Raw genomic sequence first — 22,596 nt, 5'->3', positions numbered from 1 at the left:
AAGGAAAAATGCTAATCAATAAAGAACAAAATCAGGTATATGTGATACTAAACAGGCATACAACACGCTCCTGTACTTTTATTTCTATCATGAATAGTTTTTTTCCTTTATTGAACAATATGTTTTCTATTTTTAGATCCATTTTCTCTAACTTTGTACTTTAGTTAAAAATCTATTGAAATGAGAAACAAACGAATTATTCTTCTGCTTTCTTTTTGCTTATCATTAATAGCAACATGGGGAGAAGTACCTCCCGCCAAGGTCATATTCCAACAATATATGAACCAGGCACAAACATTCGCCAACAACTTTCCACGGGAGAAAGCGTATTTACATTTTGATAATACGAGTTATTACGTCGGTGACACAATTTGGTTCAAAGCTTATGTCACCCTTGCCGAAAAGCAGACTTTCAGTCTGATCAGCCGCCCTCTGTATGTGGAGTTAGTAGACCAGACAGGGCATATAGCAGATAAACAAATTATCAAGCTGACACAGGGAGAAGGAAATGGGCAATTTATTCTTCCTCATTCAATGCTATCCGGTTATTATGAGGTACGCGCCTATACGCGCTGGATGCTTGCTTTCGATGAGCCACAGTATTTTTCGCGCACTTTTCCTATTTATCAGCTTTCCAATAGTGATAAATTGGAACGTAGTATCACGACTTACGAACTAAGTTCATCGATGAAGAACCGTCCGTCTGAAACGGAGGAGAAGTTTAATTTGCGTTTTTTCCCTGAAGGAGGACAATTAGTGGAGGGGGTAACTTCGCAAGTCGCTTTCAAGGCGGAGAGTAAGAATGGAGGGGACATTGAATTATCGGGAACGATCTATACCAAAGAAGGAACAGAGATCACCTCTTTCGAAACTTTGCACGATGGAATGGGACATTTTGAATATACTCCTTCCGCTCAACCCGCGATCGCTAAAGTCAGTTTTCAAGGAAAGAAATATGAATTCACACTTCCACAGGCATTGCCCAACGGGTATGTTTTAAGCACTGTCAGTAATGCCGGTGCCCTTTTGGTGAGAGTATCCTGCAATGCCGCCACTCCTCAAGACACATTGGCTGTATTTATCAGTCATCAAGGGCGTCCATCTATTCATCAGCTGATTAGTTGCCGGGCAGATGCTCCGCAGGAGTTTATTTTGCCCACCCGTAAACTACCGGCAGGTGTACTGCAGGTCAGCCTCATCAACCGGGCAGGTAATACATTGTGCGAACGTTTCGTCTTTGCCAATCCGCGTGCTCCCCTGCAAATATCGACGGAAGGATTGAAAGAAGTGTACGCTCCCTACGCTCCCATTCGTTGCGAATTGCAAGTAAAGAATGCTAAGGGAGAACCAGTATCCGGAGAATTGTCAGTCAGCATCCGGGATGGTATCCGGTCGGATTACCTGGAGTATGACAACAATATTTTCACCGATCTGCTGTTAACCTCCGATTTAAAAGGATATATCCACCAACCCGGTTATTACTTCGCATCCCCGTCTCCGCGAAAGCAAACCGAACTGGATGTTTTATTGATGGTGCACGGATGGCGTAAATATGACATGAACCAGACCATCTCTACCGCTCCTTTCACTCCGCTTCAATTGCCGGAAGCACAATTGGCACTGAACGGGCAGGTGAAATCAACCATTCTCAAAAATAAGCTGAAAGATATTGCGCTTAGCGTGATAGTGAAGAAGGACGATCAATTCATAACCGGAGGAACCGTGACCGATGAAAACGGTCGTTTCACCATTCCGGTGGAAGATTTTGAAGGAACGACGGAGGCAGTGATCCAAACCCGGAAAGTCGGTAAAGAACGTAATAAGGATGCTTCTATCCTGATCGACCGTAATTTCTCCCCCGCTCCGCGGGCCTACGGCTACAAAGAGCTTCATCCGGAATGGAAAGACCTGGCCTACTGGCAACAGAAAGCCGAGAGTTTTGATTCTCTATACATGGATTCTATCCGGAAGGTAGAAGGACTTTATGTATTGGATGAGGTGGAAATAAAAAGCAAACGCCGGCAAGGAAGTAACATGGCTACCAAGATCAGCGAGAAGAGTATTGATGCTTATTACGATGTACGCCGTTCGGTGGATGTATTACGCGATAATGGAAAGATTGTCACTACCATTCCCGAATTAATGGAAAAGTTGAGCCCGCAATTTTATTGGGATCGTACCAATGACAAGCATACGTATCGCCAGAAACCGATCTGCTATATTATGGATAATCACATTTTGTCTGAAACAGAAACTCAAATGATGCTGACCGAGGTGGACGGATTAGCTTCTATCATCATTAGCAAAGGTACCGGAGGTATTGATGACGACATCATCCAAAATACAAAGATGTCCGAGGTGACCGATAGTACAGGAGTCGATATAAGCAAACTGGATAAATATAGTGTTTTCTACCTGATTCCCCTGCCCAGACGCGATGTATTGAATAAAAACCAAAGTGCGGTACTAGGTACCCGGCAAACTGTTATCCAAGGATATACCCGTCCATTGGAATATTATTCTCCCGCCTACCCGACCAAGGAGCTGTATATGGACAAAGTAGATAAAAGACGGACGTTATACTGGAATCCATCCGTACAAGCTGATGAAAATGGGAAAGCGGTGATTGAATGTTATAATAATCAATATTCCACTCCGTTGATTATTCAAGCGGAAACACTGGGTAAAGATGGACAAATAGGAAGCATGAGGTATTCTACTATTAGCAAAACAGAACAATAATCTCTATTACGGATTAGTCAAGTTAGTATGTGAATATATTAATGGGGATGAAGTTATTCCTGACCCGGAATCCTTCATCCCCATTATTTGTTCAGTCCTCTATTAATCTGTTTTATATAAAACCCATTTTCTATGAAATAATTCTTATTTCTTTTTCTGTCCCGGATAAGGTTCTACCATACAACGTTTCGCCCATGCTTCATAAGCCTTTGCCATCTCTGCCACCTTTTCCGGATATTTAGCAGCCAGATCGTGTTGCTCACTACGATCTTCATTCAAGTTGTACAATTCCCATTGAGAGTTATTTTTCGGACGAACTAATTTCCAGCCATCATTAGACAGGAAAGCACGTTCGTTGAAGTGTTCGAAACCTAAATAATCATGTCCTTTACGATGTCCGGTCTTAAAGATCGGAAGCAAACTCTTTCCTTCCATAGGAAGAATATCATGTCCTTTGTACGTTGTAGGATATTCTGCATCCGCCAGATCAATACAAGTAGCCATAATGTCCATCACATGGCCGATTTCAGACGTCATGCCACCTATGTTCTTTTTGATACCTTTCGGCCAGTGGGCAATCATCGGAGTACAGATACCTCCTTCATAAGATTTAGCTTTCCAGAAGCGGAACGGAGTATTAGCCACATTAGACCAGCGGGCTCCTAATGAAGCGTATGTAGTTTGTGGTCCGGGCAATACTTGTTTATTACGTGGGTAAATGATTTTCTTTCCATCACGGGTCATATCCGGACGGTCGTTCTCCCCACCAGTCATATTCTGGCAATCTTCATTACTGCACCCATTATCAGACAGGAAAAGAATCAATGTATTATCAAGCTGCCCGGTCTTTTTTAAAGCCTCAATAACCTGCCCGATACCTTGGTCTACACGGTCGATCATGGCAGCATGAACAGCCATGGCACGGGCATCCCATTCCGCGTGCGGATTGTCTTCCCATTTGTCATGAAACTGACGTTCGGACAAGAAATTATCCATTCCCGGGAAAATGCCCAATTGCTTCTGACGTTCGTAGCGGGCATTACGGATAGCTTCCCAACCTACTTTATAGGTATCCTTGTATTTCTCAATATCTTCCGGCAATGCATGCAGCGGCCAGTGTGGTGCTGTATAAGCCAGATACATGAAGAATGGTTTGTCATCTTTTGCGTATTCTTCTACTTCCTGTACAGCACGGTCTGAAAGAGCTTGTGTGATGTAATACCCGTCGGGTACTTCTTTTATGGGTACCTCACCTTCTACCAGACTAAACGGATCAAAATAATCCACTACCCCATAAATAACTCCATAATGAGAATCAAACCCACGATTTACAGGATAATGACACAAATCAGAGAATGTGTCATGGAAAACACGGTGTGCCAGCCATTCGCGTTGATCTTTGCGCAGAGGAGTTTCTGCAACATGCCATTTTCCAACCATACTGGTGGTATATCCTGCTTCCTTCAATACTTCGGCAATGGTAACGGCATTACGTGAGAGTGTCCCACGATAGCCCGGTAAGTGAGCATCAAAAGTCATTCGTCCGATTCCGGCCTGATGCTGGTAAAGTCCCGTCAATAGGGAAGCACGCGTCGGACAACTACGGCTTGCATTATAAAAATGATTAAATCGTACTCCTTCTTGTGCCAGTTTGTCCAAATTAGGAGTATGAATCTCACTACCATAGCATCCCAAATCGGAGTACCCGAGATCGTCTGCAAGAATTACCAGAATATTAGGGCGTTTATCCGACTTTTTCCCTTTCGCTTCCGCTACAGAATTACCGGCAACCATCAAAGCAGTCGGCAATAGTAATAATTTAGAATTCATAAGTTTAATGTTGGTTTATAATTTGTTTTTCACTGTATTACTCTTTTCCTTTATCTTTATTCTCTTCAAACCATTTACAAACTTTTTTACTTAACTTGGCTACAACTTCCGGATGCGACTGTGCTACATCATTTTTCTCGAACTTATCTTTTTCAATATCATACAATTGCGCATCACTTCCATCACTATTTATCAGCAACTTCCAGTTACCGCTGCGTATAGCCAGATGAGGACTTCTGTCATTCGGGTTTCCCGGTTTCTTAAAGAACTGATTTCTTCCGAAATCCCACATCAAATCTGTTTTACGTTTAGCTTTTGACTTACCCAAAAGAATTTTATCATAATTTTGTCCGTCTCCCTGATAGCCTTTTTCTGTTGCAATCCCGGCTATTGCACACAAAGACGGATATAAATCGACTGCGCACAACACGCTTTCGCTATTCACTTGCCCGGCCTTTATCTTCTTGGGATATTTTATCAGAAACGGCATACGGATACCACCTTCATAAAGGCTGTTCTTAGTTCCTCTTAAATAAGCAGCACGAGCGGATTGAAAGCTGGGAGCCGGTCCGTTGTCACTAGTGAAAATCACGATTGTATTTTCTGATAATCCCAGCTCTTCCAGTGCTTTGATAAAACGTCCGATCTGTTTATCCATTTCAGCAAGAACAGGAATGAAGGCTTCTTCCGTATTCCAGCTTTTGTTTTCTTTTTGCTTAAATTCCGGTACCCAAGGGGTATGCATATCATCCGGCCACAGATTCAGGAAGAAGGGTTGGTCTTTATGACGTTTGACAAAGTCAATACTCTTATTTACAAAATATTCGGTACGTCTCCAACGTTTCACACTGTCTTTAGCTGACCAGATCCAGTTGGTAGCAGTGATTGCCGGATCAGGGTCAGGGCTTTCATACGTTGATATATATTCGTCGAAACCATAATTCCTAATAGAAGGGGCATTGCGCACGTCGCGTCCGCCCCCCATGTGCCATTTCCCGATATGTCCGGTAGCATAACCTGCACTCTGAAAAGCACGTGCCATAGAAGGAGCATTATCGTTTAGAAAGTTGCGTTGCTCACATTTTTTATTAGCAGCTTTCCCATTTAAAAAGGTGTTGATTCCTTGTGTTATAGGAAATGTCCCTGTTGTCAGTCCGCAACGGGAAGGTGAGCTGACCGGTGCCGAGGAATAATATTGATTGAATAATAATCCGTCCTGCGCTATCTTGTCAATATTCGGAGTGGGGACAAACTTACCTCCATAACAACCGATATCTCCGATTCCCATATCATCTATATAGATAATGACAACATTGGGTTTTGTCTCTGCCTGCATATTGACCACGGGTAGCAAAGCTCCGAGCCAAGGCAAATGTTTCTTGATGTTCATAACTATTTTGATTTAATTAACTGTACTTCTTGTCGTTTTTTGTATGACTGACCTACAGAACAAAAGTAGAGAAGTTTTCTTTTAAAAAAGGAAAAATACAAATCAATAAAGGAAAAAAACAGGTAAACAGAGGTGAAAGCTGTCGGTCATAATCTATTATAAGCAAATAGGGAAGATATAATTTCCTATATCTTCCCTATTTCTATTTATTAATAGGATTACCATTCAACCTGCTGATCTTCATCCGGAATCTGGGTATTGATATTCCGCTGAAGCGTCATGCTTCCTTCCACTCTATATTTGATGGGAATGACTTCTATACCACTTCCACCATAGGTGAAATCCTGAAAATCGTATTCAAACATAATTTGAACATAACGACGTTCCAAATAAGGGCGTGTAGCATCCATAATCGATGTTTTGCTATAGATAGGTGTTCCTATCAATTTGAACTGCATTTCGTTATTGGGATCATCTGGTTCCATATCCAATGTTTCATCGTCCCTAAAACGCACATTGATTTTGTATTTCTTACGGATATCCTTATCCATGTCTTCATTAATCAGACCGGCATAAAAGAATACGGAATTGTTGTCTATCACATACGCGGTGCGCTTATCGGTCGTTCTGGCATTGGTATCGGGCTTACCATTGATATAAGTATACACTTTCATGGACGAAGCCGCATACGAACCTGAATAATCATTAAAGGGAACCACATTCAACAAAGCTTTCGCATAGTTCTTGCGCGGATGACTTTGATAATTGTAAGACTCATCATCTACAATGGTTAGTGGTAAAACCCACTTTTCCAACATATCAATGCCTTGCAAATTGAAATCGATATTCAACTGTTCTACACACGAACCGGCAGGAATATGCACCGTTTCGGGGAATTCATATTTGTCCTCCTCCAGTTCCGTATACCACAGTTCCGGGCGATAAAGACTGAAACGCTCGATATTCAACGTGTGCAGTGTATCCTTATCCACCGCTATATGAATATCTCTGTCCTGTCCGTTCACTGTAGAACCGCTGACAACTACAGGCAATTGATAAGTCACTTTCCCATCCTCCTTATATCTGACGTAGATAGTAGTAACACCATCGCCTCCGGAAGCGATAGGCGCTTTGAAAGAGACGTATTGTTCATACTGCTCATCTTCCCACTCATTATTACAAGCGGTTCCCAAGACGATGACAGCCAATAAACTTAAATAAATATATATATTCTTCATATCATATTCTTATTAGGAGATTAATCATTGTATGTCCATCCCGGATTCTGTGTCAACCGTTTATTGCGTTTCAACTCATCGTGGCTGATCGGCCAGAAATAGAGCTTGCGTGAGAAGGCAGTGGGCAAATCCGCAATTTCAATCGGAGTGTAGAATTGTTCTCTCTGCTCCTCTGTATCCGACATATAAAAGTTACATCCGTAATTTTTCTTGGATTCTTCCACTTCTGCATCTTTCCATCTGCGCAAATCGAAATAACGCTGTCCTTCTGCCATGAACTCAATCTGACGTTCATGTTTCAGTTTCGTACGGAACACATCCCGATCCTGATATTCTGTCATGGTATAATCGGGAACACCTGCGCGACGACGCACATCTCTGATGCCCTTTTTCATTTCATCAATATCACGTTTGACAGTATAACTAATAGAACCGTCCCACGATGGAATGTTGTATGAAGATCCGTCTTCCAATTCATTCAAAGCTTCGGCATAGATTAACAGAATTTCGGCAAAACGAATGGCTGGCTCCGCTTTCGCTTTGATTTCTTTCCGATTCGTATCATCCGGATGTACATACTTCATGATACCGATGCCGGACCGCAAATAAACACCTGTACCGGAGAAACCGTCAGAATTGATGCCGTAATAATAGTTGACCTGCTTCTCAACGTCATTCTTATAGTCTGTTGTCTCTGCATTTTTCAGTAAAGACCACACGCAACCATTGAAAGAAACGGAAGCATAGAAACGAGGTTCACGCCATGCATATTCTTTCCACACTCCTTTCTTTAAATGAGGATATGTTCCTGCTTGTCCTTCCTTTTCAGTCACAAAACGGTTTCCAACCCGACAAGTGTCCAAAAAGGTTTGGCGATCAAACTCTGAACCGTCATACATATAGTAAGCGTCACACATCTTTAATGTCATACCGTAAGCATTACTTCCGTTCCCTAAAGTTCTCGGCATTTGAAGCTTCACCATTTCAACCAGGCTGTTACCTCCCTGGTTACGTCCGCGACTGAAAATCAACTCCGGATTTTGATACATCGCTAATGCACCATTAAAAACTGCCCGATAAGATTCATAAGGGTCTATATCACTATAACCACCTTCGTCCCATGTCTTCGTTGAGAAGTCATCGTCCTGGTAAGGGGCAATGGTAGCCGGATATCCGGGTTCGGCAATGTTAGTCGCCTTTTTATGATAGAGTTCATAGCGATGTCCGCTATTTTCTCCGGGAAGTTCCATCACATCTCTGGCCGCAGCAGCTGCTTTGGCCCACTTATATTCATTGTATTCCTGTGACATCAAACAATTTCCGTCGTAATCTACCATATCCGAGAACTTGTCCGCATCTCCCGGGCGGGGATTATTGATGGGACTAGCCGAATACAATAATGCTCTGGCACGAGCAGCCAATGCCGCTCCGCGCGTAGGACGTGCCACCTGGTTAATGGCACGGGTCAAGGGCAGATCTTTGGCAGCCAGAAGCATCTCCGATTCAATGTATTCCACACACTTATCATACGAACTGCGTTGAATGGCTAGATCATCATAAGTGGCAGTATAATCCAATCCCTCATCGGGCAGCAAGGGTACAGGACCGTATTTGCGTAACAACAACCAGTAATAGTAAGCACGGACAAAGCGCGCCTGCGCTTTCAGATCCGCTCTCTCCTCTTCCGTAAACTTCGTGTTCATGTCAATATTCTGAATGAAGATAGAGGCTTGGCGGATACCTTTATAACTATCATCCCATGAGTGCCGGTAACTCTCATCGTAAGTACCGGTCTTAAAAGTCTTATACCCTGCGAGACTATTGCCTCCGAAATAAATGTCATCGGCAAAATTAGTGATTGTATTCAGCATCATAGATACTTCCAGATTGTATCCTCCCAAATAGGAATAGGCATTTGCCAACCATTCTTCCGTGTTTTCCTTGTCAGTAAACACATCCTCCAAAGACCGACGGTCTTTGAAATATTTATCTGAGTCGAGTTTATCCGAACAAGCAACGGCAATCACGCTCAGCATAATACCAATATACAGTTTATATATCTTTCTCATTTTTCATGCATTAAATTAGATATTCACAGTCAACCCCAAAGTAAATGTTTTGGCAAGCGGATACTTCTCTCCGTTAGTACTTCCCATTTCCGGATCCCATTCTTTAAATTTGGCAAACGTCAGGAGGTTGGTACCAATGAAAAATACACGTATCTTATTAAACCGCATCTTGTTTACGATCGATTTCGGTAAGGTATAGCCCACTTCCAATGTTTTCAAGCGCAAATAAGAACCGTCTCTTAGCCAGAAGGTAGAGGCCCTATAGTTATTGTCGTTTCCTCCATAACTAAGACGCGGATATGAAGCGTTCGGATTCTCATTGGCAGAGATACCCAATGTGGCAGCTGTCTCCGCATCGACATAGCGGTCTTTCACCAGATTTGTCAGGACATTTCCCCACTGGCTACCACTAAAGGCATATACGGTAGGCCCGTTAATGAAGAACGAAGATTTGCCTGCCCCCCTGGAAATGTGCATTGAAATCGAACCCTTTCCACTGCGCAGAGATACCAAACCCATAAATTAAATTGGGCTTCGTTGTGGCACCGATAGCCACCTCATCACTCGCATTGATAATTCCGTCTCCGTTAACATCCTTATATTTGATGTCACCCGGTTGAACCTTTCCCCAGTTGGTTTGCTGCGGACTATTGCGTATATCATCGTAGTCCTTAAACAACCCCAAAGCGATCAATCCCTTCGCCTGATTCACCCGATAACCGGCCTCTTTTTGATAAGGGTAAACCGCATTCATTTCATCTTTCTCCAGAATCTCATTTTTACTGTAAGTGAAATTACCGCGGACAGTCAGATTGACTTTTCCCAACTTCTGCTTATAAGCAAAGTTCCCGTCAAAACCTTTCGAAAGCACACTTCCCACATTCGCTTTCGGGTTACTATTCACCCCCACAATGCCCGGCAGATATTTACGTTCCATATAGATACCGTCACGCCGTTCATGGAAATAATCTACAGTAGCCGTAAACTTGTCGTTGAATAAGGAGAGATCCACACCTGCATCGTGCTTGGTTGCAATTTCCCAAGTAACATTATTGGATGCCAGTTGTGTATACCACATTCCTGTATAAACATTGTCCGAAGAATTGTAATCACTCCAAGTCCAGCCACTTCCATTATCATTAATCGTGTATAAATAGGGGAAACGTTCATTCATCTTGTCGTTACCCACTTTACCATAAGAATAACGCAACTTGAACATATTCATCCATTTCAGATGTTTCTTGACAAACTTCTCTTCCGCTATATTCCAAGCCAAAGAAAAAGCCGGGAAAAAGCCGAAACGGTGTCCATCCGCAAAATTTTCCGAACCATTATAACCAAAATTGAAATCGGCAAAGTAACGATAGTTCCAGTTATAGCTGGCACGACCTGCCAATCCCATGTGACGTTGAGCAACCCCATTTTTCACATCCGTTCCTATACCAACCGTGGTCCGATAAGCATCCTGACTATATTTCAATGTTCCACCCACATGATGCGCTTTGAACGCACGACTATATTGTAAGAATGCTTCCAAGAATTCGCGCCGCTCACCAGTAGAAGAACTGGTTTGTGCCATCGGTTTTTCTGCGTTCTGTTGCTTGTAAACCACATTCCCCTCATCATCACGGTCTCTTTGAGCGCGCCAAGTTTCCGGCATTCTTATCCGATCGATTTCACTCTGATTGTTTGTATCGAATCCGAAACGTCCCTCAAAGCGCAAACCTTTGGTGATAAAATCCAACTTTTGCTCCAAAGAGATATTGGTCTGAATCTTATTGTTCCAGATTTCCTTATAACCACTCTGTGTAGCAAGTACCCAAGGATTATTACGATTATCGTCCGTTCCGTGTGAAGGAATGTAACCGTTAGAGTACATGACGGGAATACTGATCGGGCTCTGTCCCATTAAAGAAGTCCATACGTTAGAACCCTGTCCCGGTGCATTCCGTTTCTTCAATGAACCGGACACCCCTACTTTGACAAGAGTACTCTTCGTAATGTCAATATCTGTATTCAAACGATAGTTCCAACGCTGGCTACTAGGATTGGTGTTGTAATCCTTGCGCATGGCCTCGTCTGTTTTATACATACCTTCTTCATTGACGTAGCTAAGAGACACGAAGTAACGTGCCGTACTGCCGCCACCACTCATATTCAAATTGGCACGATAAGTCATCGCTCCATCTTTCAACAGCACGTCCATCCAGTCTACATTCGGATACAAATCCTGATCAAGTCCCAACCGCAGAATCTCCATTTCATCATCTTGATACATTCTCTCCTGATTACGAGTAATTCGCGCTTCATTCATCAACATGGCATAAGTATAACCATCCGCAAATTCCGGCGTAATGGTACGCGCATTATAAGAGGTCTCCACCTTAGCATTAATCTTAATCTTGCCCTCCTTACCATGTTTGGTTGTAATCAGCACTACTCCATTTGCACCACGAGGACCATAAATCGCTGTAGTAGAAGCATCTTTCAATACAGTAAAAGATTCAATATCTTCAATATTGATTTCATCCAGATCACGTTCAAAGCCATCAACCAACACCAATGCAGCGCTATTGGCACCAAAAGTAGATATACCACGAATCCAGAATTCAGAGGTGTTCACACCCGGCTGTCCGGAAGTCTGCATGGCAAGCACACCCGGCACGTTTCCCGCCAACGCATTGGAGAGGTTGGCTGAAGGATTAGATTTTAAAACCTCGACATCTACGTTCGTCACGGCACCGGTCACGGTCAACTTTTTCTGTGCACCGGTTCCCGTGATAACCACTTCATCAATTTCCCTGGCATCCGATTCTTTCATCGATACATTGACCAAATTCTGACGTTTCACCAATACCTCTTGCGTATCGAAACCGATATACGAGAATACCAAACGGGAAAATTCCTCAATCTTAATTTTGTAACGTCCGTTGATATCTGTTATCGCTCCCAAGCCCGGCTTATCCTTCACTGTCACATTGACGCCGACCAACGGCTCTTTATTTGTATCTGTCACGACTCCTGTCACCTCAAATATCTTCTCCTGAGCAAAAAGGGAAACAGAGACCAGTAACAGGCAAATCGTAATAAATTCTTTTACTCTCATGTGTTCTTCTTTTTATTGATTTTCTTGATTCTCACTGTCACTAGGTTCTGCTCCGACTAAATCGTCCGGAGCCTGCTCTTTGGCAATCTTCCGAATCTTATAATTTCCCGAATCGCCAACATAGAAAGTCTTCGTCGCCTCATCGTAGGCCAAAGCTATCGGTTTATTAAAACGAGCTCTCTCGCGTATCTCTCCGTTTTGCTTACCCCATTTATAACTAGTTGAAGAGGCAGAACCACGTCCGGCAAACGTCGAAACTATTCCATCCGGAGTCAACACTCGGATACAATGATTTTCTGTATCCGTAAAATAAAAGTCATACCAATCACTTTTATTAGCAGCCTTATATTCCTCATTGAGTACGAAAACACCTTGACCAGGTTTATTGATACGCGCATTGATACCTACAAGATCTTTATAATCAGCCCCACCGGATTGTCCGCATACGATGTACGGAGTCACCAGTTTTTTGGTTTCTTCATCATAATTGGAACGAAGGATATAATGTGACTCATGCATGATGATATAAATGTATTTCCCCGTTGGATGAGGGACCATACTGAAGTCAACCGTCTGATTAGGCACACTAAATGCCAGAAGGTCAGGCAATCCGGCTCCGTTAGGAACATTCGGATTGTTATTATAGCCGTTCTCTATAAAATTATATCTGTATACATTGCCCGTTGCACGATGATTGAAATAAAGCTCTCCCGTTTGTGGAAGAATCATAGATCCATTACAAGCATTGCCATGCGTCAAAGGCACCCAACTGGACTCTTTGAAATCCTGCCCATCGGCACTGCTGCCACGCTCTAAAATAATATTATTTCTATTCGTAGCACCATTATTTTGTGGGGTAGCCAATACCATATCTCCATCATTCGTCCATGTAATGGTCGTTGTACGATCAATATTATCCAATTTTTTGGAATAGATCATTTTCTTTTCCAAATCCAACACTCTTAAAGGTCTACTTTGATTATTTTGAGACAAATAAAGAATGTTAGGATGTTGGGGATCGAAAGAGAACCAGAAAGGATACTCTATTTTTCCACAATTATCGAACGGCCCAGTCTCTACGACATCTCCATTACCCAATTCGTCCACATCACCACATAAGTCCGTTACTACCATTTGCGGTTCATACTGGTATTTTTCAGGCAATATCACCGTTTGCTCACCAACTTTCACTTCGACAGTCCCTTCAAAACAGCTTTCCGGTGTAGAACAGTAAATACTGGTACCTTTGGCACTGACAACAATCGCATCTTTTCCACCTACCTTTACAGAAATGATAGAACGGTCTGTTCCAAAATTACTTCCATAGATAATCATTTTCTTTTTTCCACCTCCCGATTTAGGCGTAAAATCTGTCACCTCTACCGGCTGATTCGGATCGTAAGGCGCTGATGTCTCATCTTTACTATCTTTACAGCTACCAAGACAGACTGCAAAGATGAATCCCAACATCATGCACTGTAGCCCTATGCTCCCATGTTTCATAGTTTTACATTTCATAATACACTAGATTTAAATTATTGATTATTCTGAACTTTGTCCATTAATACCTTCATCCAGTATCCTCCGATTACTGAACGTGCTCTGAAGCCGACCCATCTGCCGCTGTCTGTATGATGCCAGTCACTGATAGGCACACGAGATACCGTTTCGTTGATATATTTATAGAGAGGATTAGCAAATTTCTGAAAAGTCTCTTTATCCGGAGACATAGCTGCTGTCCACATAATCCAGTCGGATTTTGTGTATTCTTTGCGGGAATCTAGAGGAAGTCCATAAGGATTCTGTTTTGTCAAGTAATAGCTGATTTCTTTTCCGATTACATTATTAGGGAACAGATTCAGATTCCACAACTTATCCCAAACCATATTGTATTTTTGGCTCCAAGTGTTCTTACGGTCAAAAGCCAAACGGTAATGGTCGCCTTCATTTGCCATTTCCTCCCACTTCACCGCCATTTTCTTGGCTGTCGCTGCATACTTATCTGCCACATCATTCAAACCGAGCATACGAGCCATCTCGCTATATCCGGCTACGCCCATAATCGCTTTCACTGAAAGGTTGGCATTGTGCGCCCAATGCCCGGCGAAGTCATCCGTGCAAAGTTGGTTTTCCGGGTCCTGTCCAAACTAACAAATCTTATTATATCTATTTGATAATCTAGGTATTATAGATTTATGTATTGTTTCTGTATTGTGCTTTACACCTTTTTTGAGTAAAATCAAAGTAATTTTTCTCTCAATAAAGTCACTTATTTTCATTTTTTTATTATTCCATTTTCTTTCGGATGAGCTCTAAAAATGGCGAAAACATCAATAATAAGTATTGTAAAATTGCCTGTTCTTAATTTATTTCATATTTTTGCAACGGCGGTTGATTCAACGACCGTTGAGAAAAACTTATTGATTATGAAGTTTTATAATAGAGAGAAAGAAATTGCAGAATTAAAGCGTGTACAAGAGCTTGCATTTGGTCAAAACTCCAGAATGATTGTGGTTACAGGCCGTAGGCGTATTGGAAAAACCAGTCTTATAAAACAGGCTCTGAAGGGAACACCTACTGTCTATTTTTTCATTGGAAGAAAGGCAGAGAGTATATTAGTAGCAGATTTTATAAAAATAGTACGTGAGACATTATCTATTTTTATTCCGGATGGCATATCCAACTTTACTAATTTGATACAATATCTTTTCGAAATAGGAAAAACACGCTCTTTTAATATTGTCATTGATGAATTTCAGGAGTTTTATAATATCAGACCCGATGTTTTTAGTGATATGCAAAATCTTTGGGATGAATATCGGCAAGAAACTAAAATAAATCTTGTAATTAGCGGCTCTGTATATTCATTGATGCAAAAGATATTCACAGATCATGGAGAACCATTATTCGGACGTGCTGACAACATTTTATGTCTTCGGCCCTTCAATACCAAAGTGCTAAAACAAATTATGGAGGATTTTGCACCCGGGTATACCAATGATGACCTGTTAGCTTTGTATACATTGAGCGGAGGAATCCCTAAATATGTAGAGTTATTCTGTGACAATCAAGCGCTTTCTGTTGACCGGATATATGACTTCGTTTTTTCAGAGAATTCCCTGTTTATAGATGAAGGGCGTAATTTGTTGATTACTGAATTTGGAAAAAATTACGGTATTTACTTTTCTATCCTATTAGAAATAGCAAATGGACATTATACACAAGGAGAAATAGAATCGGCATTAGGTGGTATATCTATTGGAGGCCATTTAAGTAAATTAGAAAATGTGTATAATTTGATAACTCGTGAGCGGCCTATTTTTGCGAAACCCGGTACAAAGAAGAATGTACGATATATTATTGGTGATAACTTTCTAAATTTCTGGTTTAAATACATTGAACGGAACCGTTCCTATATTGAGCTACAGAACTTTGAAGACCTTCGTCAACTAGCAAAAGCTGATTATCAGACCTATTCAGGTAGAGTATTGGAGAAATATTTTAAACAGAAATTAGCAGAGGAAGGAGGGTTTAAAGAAATTGGCTCCTGGTGGGAAACTAAAAGTTCTGCAAACAAGGAACGATTAAATTCTTTTGAAATTGATATTGTTGCTCTCAAATCAAGTGGTAAGAAAGCACTTGTAGCTGAGGTGAAACGAATGCCGGAGAACAATTATGTCCATTCGGCCTTCATGGAAAAAGTGGAGCATCTAAGACACAAAGAGATGGCAAAATATGATATTGAGACACGAGTTTTAGGGCTGGAAGATATGTAAGCCATTTACCGAGTAGGCTGCACTTCATATTGTGCAGCCTACTAACTATTAATCACTAATCTCTTTAAGGGAATAAAGCGGATACTTACAAATTACCATTCAATAGCCTGATCTTCATCTGGTACTTGGGTATTGATATCGCGTGACAAAGTCAATGTACCTTTTACATGATAGCGAATGATAGTGCCTTCTACTGGAATATAATTGAAGAAGTAATCTATGTTATTGATAATTACATAACGATGTTCCAAGTAAGGTTTTGCTTCATCCATGGATGATGAAATACGGAATGAAGGCATAATTTTTTCATTCACTTTGAATCCAATCTCTTCCGCATTATCGCACGATATGCTGACTGACCCGTTCTTGTCGCCCTTAAATTTGAATTTAATCTTATATTTTTTGCGGTCTGTATAATCTTCATCTACAATTCCGGCATAAATGAACATCGACTGTTCGTCTATTACATATCCTCTTACTGAAGCTTTCGTAATAGATTCAGCTGTTTCATTTATTGTGCCATCTGTATTTTCGCCCATCACAACTTTGTTAGTTAGTCCTGTTCCGGAGTAATCACCTGAATAGTCATTGAACGGAAAAATTCTCAATATTGCTTTAGCGTAATTTTTACGTGGATGTGCTTGATAACCGTAAGACGGATTGTCTACTATTTGTAATGGAAGTACCCATTTTTCAGACATGTCAATTCCCCGAAAATCAAACTTGAGGTCTAACAAACCAATATTTTGTCCTGCCCCTATCAGCATGTTTTCCGGATAGGAAACAAACGTTAACCTTTCATTTCCCATATCTTTATAGAATAAATCTGTACGAATTGCAAAACGAGCCTTATTCAAAGTGTTCAACGTATCCGAGTCATGTGATATATGTATGGTAATATCTTGAGTATTATCAGTAGAACCACTGACAAGTACTGGCAAGCGATAACTGGACCTTCCTTCGCCACCTTCTGCATAATTACCTTCTATATCATGGCGACTATAAGGCACATAAATATTCGTGACTCCTTTGCTGTCTAAAGGAGAGCTAAAAGAGATGTAATGTTGATACTGTTCCTTTTCCCATTCTGAGTTACAGGAAGTTCCTAACACGATAATTGCAGCTAAAACTGCTAAAGTATATATCTTTTTCATATATCTGTCTCTACTTTTATAATTAATCATACATGGTCCATCCAGGGTTCTGTGTCAAACGAGAATTGCGTTTCAACTCACTGTGTTTGATTGGCCAAAGCCACAATTTCTCAGAGAATGTAGATGGAAGATTGTATACAGGGATAGCAGAATGGAATTCTTCTCTTTTGTCTTCAGCCACAAAAACATTACATCCATATATTTGCACAGCCTCTTCCGTAGGTGCGTCTTTCCAGCGGCGAAGATCGAAATAGCGTTTCCCTTCTCCCATTAATTCGATCATACGTTCACGTTTCAACGCTTTACGCATCTTATCAGCATTAGCATATACATCGTCACTATAGTCTGGTAGGCCGGCACGAATACGAACCGGATGAATACCCCGTTCCATTTGTGACTTGTCACGACTGATAGTATAGGTTATCGCTCCATTCCAAGAAGAAATATCATAAATTCCAGTTAACTCATTCAGTGCTTCTGCATAAAGCAATAAAATATCAGCATAACGGATAGCAGTTTCTGCTTTTGCGACATAATTACCCGGATAATCATTTGGGTGAACAAACTTCTTGATTCCTATACCTGTACGCAAATAGAAACCATCATTTCGATAACCGTCAGAACTTCTAAAATAGTACCAGACCTGTTGATTACAATCAGCGGGTTTGCTTTCAGTCTGGCTCAAGTAATGCCATGTACAGCCGTTGTATGCCACAGAGGCATAGAATCTTGGCTCCCGCTCTACATACTGTAAAGAAACATTCATGCCTGTTGAAGCCTGCTCATTGTCACCCTTATTAGGATCATATTTCCATCCGAGTTCTGTGTACTTACCATTTTTAAGATCTTGTAATCCGGTAAATCCAGTCCTGCGTTCACGGCTATCTACACGGTCTTCATAACCGGTAACTCCCATATACATACTATTCATACCCGGGCAGTCGGTTCCATCGTTCATATAATAAGCATCAAGCATTTTCTGCGTCATACCATGTGAGTTCCACCCACCATCATCTTTTGGCATTTGGTGAAGCACCATCATATTAATATCTGTCGCACCACGTGTAAAGATGAGTTCTTGATTATTAGCAGGCAATAACGTCCCGTCGAATATGTTACGATAAGATCTAAGCGGATCAATATTAGCCCAACCGTTGGGCCACTCTTTAGTGGAAAATTCCCCATCATCCGGTATTTTAACAGTCGGACGTTCGGAAGGCCCATTATCCGAAGTGGATTTGTTCACATGAACCAAGTCGTAAACATTTAAATCAAGAACATCCCGACATGCAGCAGCGGCCTTCGCCCATTTCTCTTCAGTATATTCCTGAGAGAGTAGACGATTACCTTGATCGTCTACTAATGCCTGCGCGTATTCATCGTTATTACCATTAGCAAATGGACTAGCAGCAAAAATCAGTGCATAGGCACGTGTCGCTAGTGCAGCCCCCCTAGTGGGACGAGTAACAGCATAATTATCTGTACGTCGGTCGTATTGCAATTCTTTGGCAGCCAGTACCATTTCGTTACTAATATATTGAGCCACTTCTTCATATGAGTTGCGTGGCGTAGCAATTTGTTCGTAATTTTCAGTGTAGTCTACCCCTTCATCCGGCATAACAGGCACAGGACCATAACGCCGTAACAACAACCAATAATAGTAGGCACGTGCAAAACGAGCTTGTCCCTTGTAGTCTTGAATCTCCCAGTCTTCCATTTCTTTACATTTGTCTACATTATGAATCATGACGGATGCTTGATAAATTCCTTTGTAACATGCTCCCCAAGCACCAATATTATATGAGTTTTCATCATATTCTCCCAATTTGAACATATTATACGACAATTCATTTTTGGTAGCATCAATTGTTTTATCACGATCACCAAAATACATATCGTCAGCGAAACAGAAAGGATTAGTTCCGGGGTTTTTAGTCGTAACCTCTTCGTTTTCTCCTTTTAGAAATGAATAAGTATAAGCTAACCACTCTTCCACATGATCCTTGCTTTCGAATGTTTTTTCCAAGGTTAGACGATCTTTGAAATATTTCTCTGAATTTAGGTAATCTGAACAGGAGAGCATAAATCCTATTCCCACTATAGCTAATAGTAATATAAAAATTTTCTTTACCATAATTTCTAATTGTATTTTATAGGTTGACAGTTATTCCCACAGTAATCGATTTTGTTAATGGATAGTCTTCGCCACGTGGATTGGCTGATTCTGGATCCCAAGTCTTAAATTTTGACCATGTAATCAGGTTTGATCCTGTGATGTAAACACGAATATTATTAAAATGCAGTTTGTTTACGAAATTCTTTGGCAATGTATAACCGATATCCAAGTTCTTTAAACGAATATACCGTCCATCACGCATCCAGAAAGTGGATGTTTGCTGGTTGTTACTGTTTCCTCCATAACTCAGACGAGGATAAGATGCATTCGGATTTTCATTAGCAGGAATACCTAGCTTGACAGCAGTTTCTGCATCCACCCAACGGTCATTTATCATATCCTTGAAGATATTCCCCCAATCACTTTCACTAAACGCATAGACACACTTACCATAAATGGGGAAAGTAGATTTTCCAGCTCCTTGAAAATGAATATTGATATCAAAACCTTCCCATGCAAAAGAAGCCCCTATGCCATATATTAAGTTCGGTTTGGTTGTAGCACCAATAGCCACTTTGTCTTGATCGTTAACAATCCCATCGCCATTGACATCTTTATACTTTATATCACCAGGTTGTACTGTCCCCCAACTTTGTTTAGGACTGTTACGGATATCATCATAATTGGCAAACAATCCTTCAGAGATCAATCCTTTACACTGGTTTACACGGTAGCCTCTTTCATATAAATAAGAATAAACTTGATTTTCTTCATCTTTTTCCAGCACCTCATTTTTACTGTATGTGATGTTGCCACGAACAGTCATATCCACTTTACCAAGCTTCTGATGGTAGGTAAAGTTACCGTCGAATCCACGAGATTTTACCGCACCTACATTTGCTTTCGGTTTGCTTTCTAAACCGGCAATTTCTGGTAGAAATTCACGAGGCATAAAAATTCCTGTACGTTTTTCATAGAAGTAATCTACCGTTGCAGTAAGTTTGTCATTAAAGAGAGAAAAGTCTATTCCCAAGTCATCTTTTGTTGCAATTTCCCAAGTTACGCCGGTTGAAGCCATTTGTGTATAATGAGCACCAATGAATTGCTTTTTATAATCACCAAATCCCCAATTATATACATAATTAGGATCCCCTTTGTCATTATATCCAGTTGTTGCTATGGTATATAAATATGGAAAACGGTTTTCGTTTCCAAGGTTATCATTTCCTACTTTGCCATGTGAGTAGCGTATTTTAAACATATTCATCCATTTTAGGTGTTGTTTAACGAATGGTTCTTCGGCTACATTCCAAGCTAGAGAAAAAGCAGGAAAGAAACCGAATTGATGTCCTGGAGCAAAGTTCTCCGAGCCGGTGTAACCGAAATTGAAATCGGCAAAATAGCGGTAATTCCAGTTATAAGTGAAACGTCCCGCCAATCCTTGGTTACGTTTTGACACACCATTTTTGATATCCGAACCAATATCTACGGTGCGTTTCTCACTATCCTGTGTATAACGGAAAGTAACTCCTCCATGGTGATTGTCTACACTACGGTCCCAACTTAATAACAAGTCAAGGAATTCTCGACGTTTACCAGAGCTGCCACTTGATTGTTGCATATCATATGCAGAAAACATTTTATCAAAGATAATTTCACCAGTTGTCTGATCACGTCCATTTGCTTTATATAAATCCGGTTGACGATGGCGGTTTATCCAGTTACTGTTATCTGTATCGTATCCAAAGCGTCCGATAAACTTCAAACCTTTAGTGATAAAATCCAATTTCTGTTCCAAGGTTACGTTAGTTTGTAGATTGTTATCCCAATTTTCATTATATCCAGTCTGTGTGGAGGCTACCCATGGATTGAGCTTATTCACATTATCCCTATGAGAAATAGGTGTATATCCATTGGAGTAATACACAGGTGAAGCAATAGAGTTATATCCGAAAAGCATTCCCCACAAAGTATCGTCCCCTAATCCCGGACTATTGCGCTTAGCAAGCGAGCCAGCTACACCTAACTTCAGAATAGTACTCTTTGTTATATCAATATCCACATTCATACGATAGTTCCAGCGCTTATAGTTGGCATTTGTATTGTAATCTTTCCGTAATGTTTCATCAGTTTTATACATACCTTGGTCTTCTGTATAACTTGCAGACACATAGTAACGGGCAGTATTACCACCGCCGTGCATATTCAGATTGGCACGATAACTCCATGCACCATTTTTCAAAATCAAGTCTAACCAATCTACATTCGGATAAAAATCCGGATCCATTTGAGTACGAAATAGTTCCAGTTCTTCAGGTTGATAGGCCACTCCCTTATTACGGGTCACCAACGCTTCGTTCATCAATCCTGCATATGTAAGGCCGTCTACAAACTTTGGTGTAATAGTACGAGTATTGTAAGAGGTTTCCACTTTAGCATCAATATTTATCTTTCCGGCTTTACCGCGCTTGGTTGTAATCAGTACCACACCGTTAGCTCCTTTAGAGCCATAAATGGCAGTGGCGGAAGCATCTTTCAATACTGTAAACGACTCGATGTCTTCAATATTGATTTCATCCAAGCTACTGCGTTCAAATCCATCTACCAAAATATAAGCACTCGAGCTAGCTCCGAAAGTCGAAATACCTCGTATCCAGAATTCTGATGTATTTTTCCCCGGTTGTCCGGAAGTTTGTTGGGCAATAATACCCGGTACATTACCTGCTAATGCATTAGAGATATTAGAAGTTGGAAAACGTTTCAGCTCACCTACATCTACGTTCGTTACAGCTCCCGTTACGGTAAGCTTTTTTTGAGTCCCCATACCAGTAACGACAACTTCGTCCAATTTGCTCGCTTCTGACTCCTTCATTGTTACGTTAACAGTACGCTGTTCCTTCACAAGCACTTCCACATTATCGTATCCAATATATGAGAATAGCAGACGATGATAGGGTTCTACTTTAATGATGAATTGACCGTTAATATCTGTAATAGTACCCAAACCGGCTACATCTTTTACAGTAATGTTTACGCCAATCATTGGCTCCCCTTGTGTGTCGGTGACTATTCCTCCTACAGTAATTTTTTGCTGTGCTAATATTGTCAATGGAACTACTGCGACCAATAAGAAAATAGCTAATATTTTTTTCATATTCCAATAGTATGTTTATTT

At 41.0% G+C, this 22,596-nt stretch carries 10 protein-coding genes and 2 pseudogenes; 2 read left to right on the top strand and 10 right to left on the bottom strand.

The features are described from left to right. Positions 1-180: 180 nt before the first annotated feature. Positions 181-2,742, top strand: a complete 2,562-nt coding sequence (locus tag NXX38_RS08620; protein WP_258979134.1) for a hypothetical protein — start codon at positions 181-183, stop codon at positions 2,740-2,742. 144 nt (positions 2,743-2,886) lie between these two features. Here NXX38_RS08620 and NXX38_RS08615 read toward each other — a convergent pair whose 3' ends face one another. From NXX38_RS08615 to NXX38_RS08585, 7 genes and pseudogenes are all read right to left on the bottom strand, one after another. Continuing rightward, positions 2,887-4,572 (bottom strand): arylsulfatase, encoded by a 1,686-nt coding sequence (locus NXX38_RS08615; protein WP_258979132.1) that lies wholly within the window; start codon positions 4,570-4,572, stop codon positions 2,887-2,889. A 37-nt stretch (positions 4,573-4,609) separates the two neighbouring features. After that, positions 4,610-5,962, bottom strand: a complete 1,353-nt coding sequence (locus NXX38_RS08610) for a sulfatase (RefSeq protein WP_217723555.1) — start codon at positions 5,960-5,962, stop codon at positions 4,610-4,612. A 218-nt stretch (positions 5,963-6,180) separates the two neighbouring features. Further along, a complete protein-coding gene (locus tag NXX38_RS08605) occupies positions 6,181-7,200 on the bottom strand; it encodes a DUF4973 domain-containing protein (protein ID WP_148364125.1) in 1,020 nt (339 codons plus the stop codon). A gap of 20 nt (positions 7,201-7,220) precedes the next feature. Continuing rightward, on the bottom strand, positions 7,221-9,269 hold the full coding sequence (locus NXX38_RS08600; protein ID WP_258979122.1) for a RagB/SusD family nutrient uptake outer membrane protein: 2,049 nt from the start codon (positions 9,267-9,269) through the stop codon (positions 7,221-7,223). Positions 9,270-9,284: 15 nt separating this feature from the next. Next, positions 9,285-12,375, bottom strand: a pseudogene (locus NXX38_RS08595) (SusC/RagA family TonB-linked outer membrane protein). A 12-nt stretch (positions 12,376-12,387) separates the two neighbouring features. Then, positions 12,388-13,893 (bottom strand): IPT/TIG domain-containing protein, encoded by a 1,506-nt coding sequence (locus NXX38_RS08590; protein WP_148364128.1) that lies wholly within the window; start codon positions 13,891-13,893, stop codon positions 12,388-12,390. A gap of 17 nt (positions 13,894-13,910) precedes the next feature. Beyond that, a pseudogene (locus NXX38_RS08585) lies at positions 13,911-14,522 on the bottom strand (glutaminase domain-containing protein); the annotation flags it as partial. A gap of 279 nt (positions 14,523-14,801) precedes the next feature. On the opposite strand from NXX38_RS08585, the gene NXX38_RS08580 reads away from it, so the two are divergent. Next, positions 14,802-16,151, top strand: coding sequence for an ATP-binding protein (locus NXX38_RS08580; protein ID WP_195648967.1), 1,350 nt, complete (start codon positions 14,802-14,804; stop codon positions 16,149-16,151). Between the two features lie 92 nt (positions 16,152-16,243). On the opposite strand, the gene NXX38_RS08575 is transcribed toward NXX38_RS08580, so the two are convergent. Genes NXX38_RS08575 through NXX38_RS08565 form a run of 3 tightly spaced genes read right to left on the bottom strand, consistent with a single transcriptional unit; the run spans position 16,244 to position 22,575 of the window. Further along, on the bottom strand, positions 16,244-17,305 hold the full coding sequence (locus NXX38_RS08575) for a DUF4973 domain-containing protein (protein WP_258979102.1): 1,062 nt from the start codon (positions 17,303-17,305) through the stop codon (positions 16,244-16,246). Positions 17,306-17,327: 22 nt separating this feature from the next. Further along, positions 17,328-19,439 (bottom strand): RagB/SusD family nutrient uptake outer membrane protein, encoded by a 2,112-nt coding sequence (locus NXX38_RS08570; RefSeq protein WP_258979100.1) that lies wholly within the window; start codon positions 19,437-19,439, stop codon positions 17,328-17,330. A gap of 16 nt (positions 19,440-19,455) precedes the next feature. Further along, on the bottom strand, positions 19,456-22,575 hold the full coding sequence (locus NXX38_RS08565) for a TonB-dependent receptor (protein ID WP_234133940.1): 3,120 nt from the start codon (positions 22,573-22,575) through the stop codon (positions 19,456-19,458). Positions 22,576-22,596 lie beyond the last annotated feature (21 nt).

Origin of the sequence: Bacteroides sp. BFG-637 (assembly GCF_024793605.1) — a bacterium.
Taxonomy (GTDB): domain Bacteria; phylum Bacteroidota; class Bacteroidia; order Bacteroidales; family Bacteroidaceae; genus Bacteroides; species Bacteroides vicugnae.
Note: the sequence above shows the minus strand (reverse complement) of the source record. Positions and strands in the feature narration are given on the sequence as shown.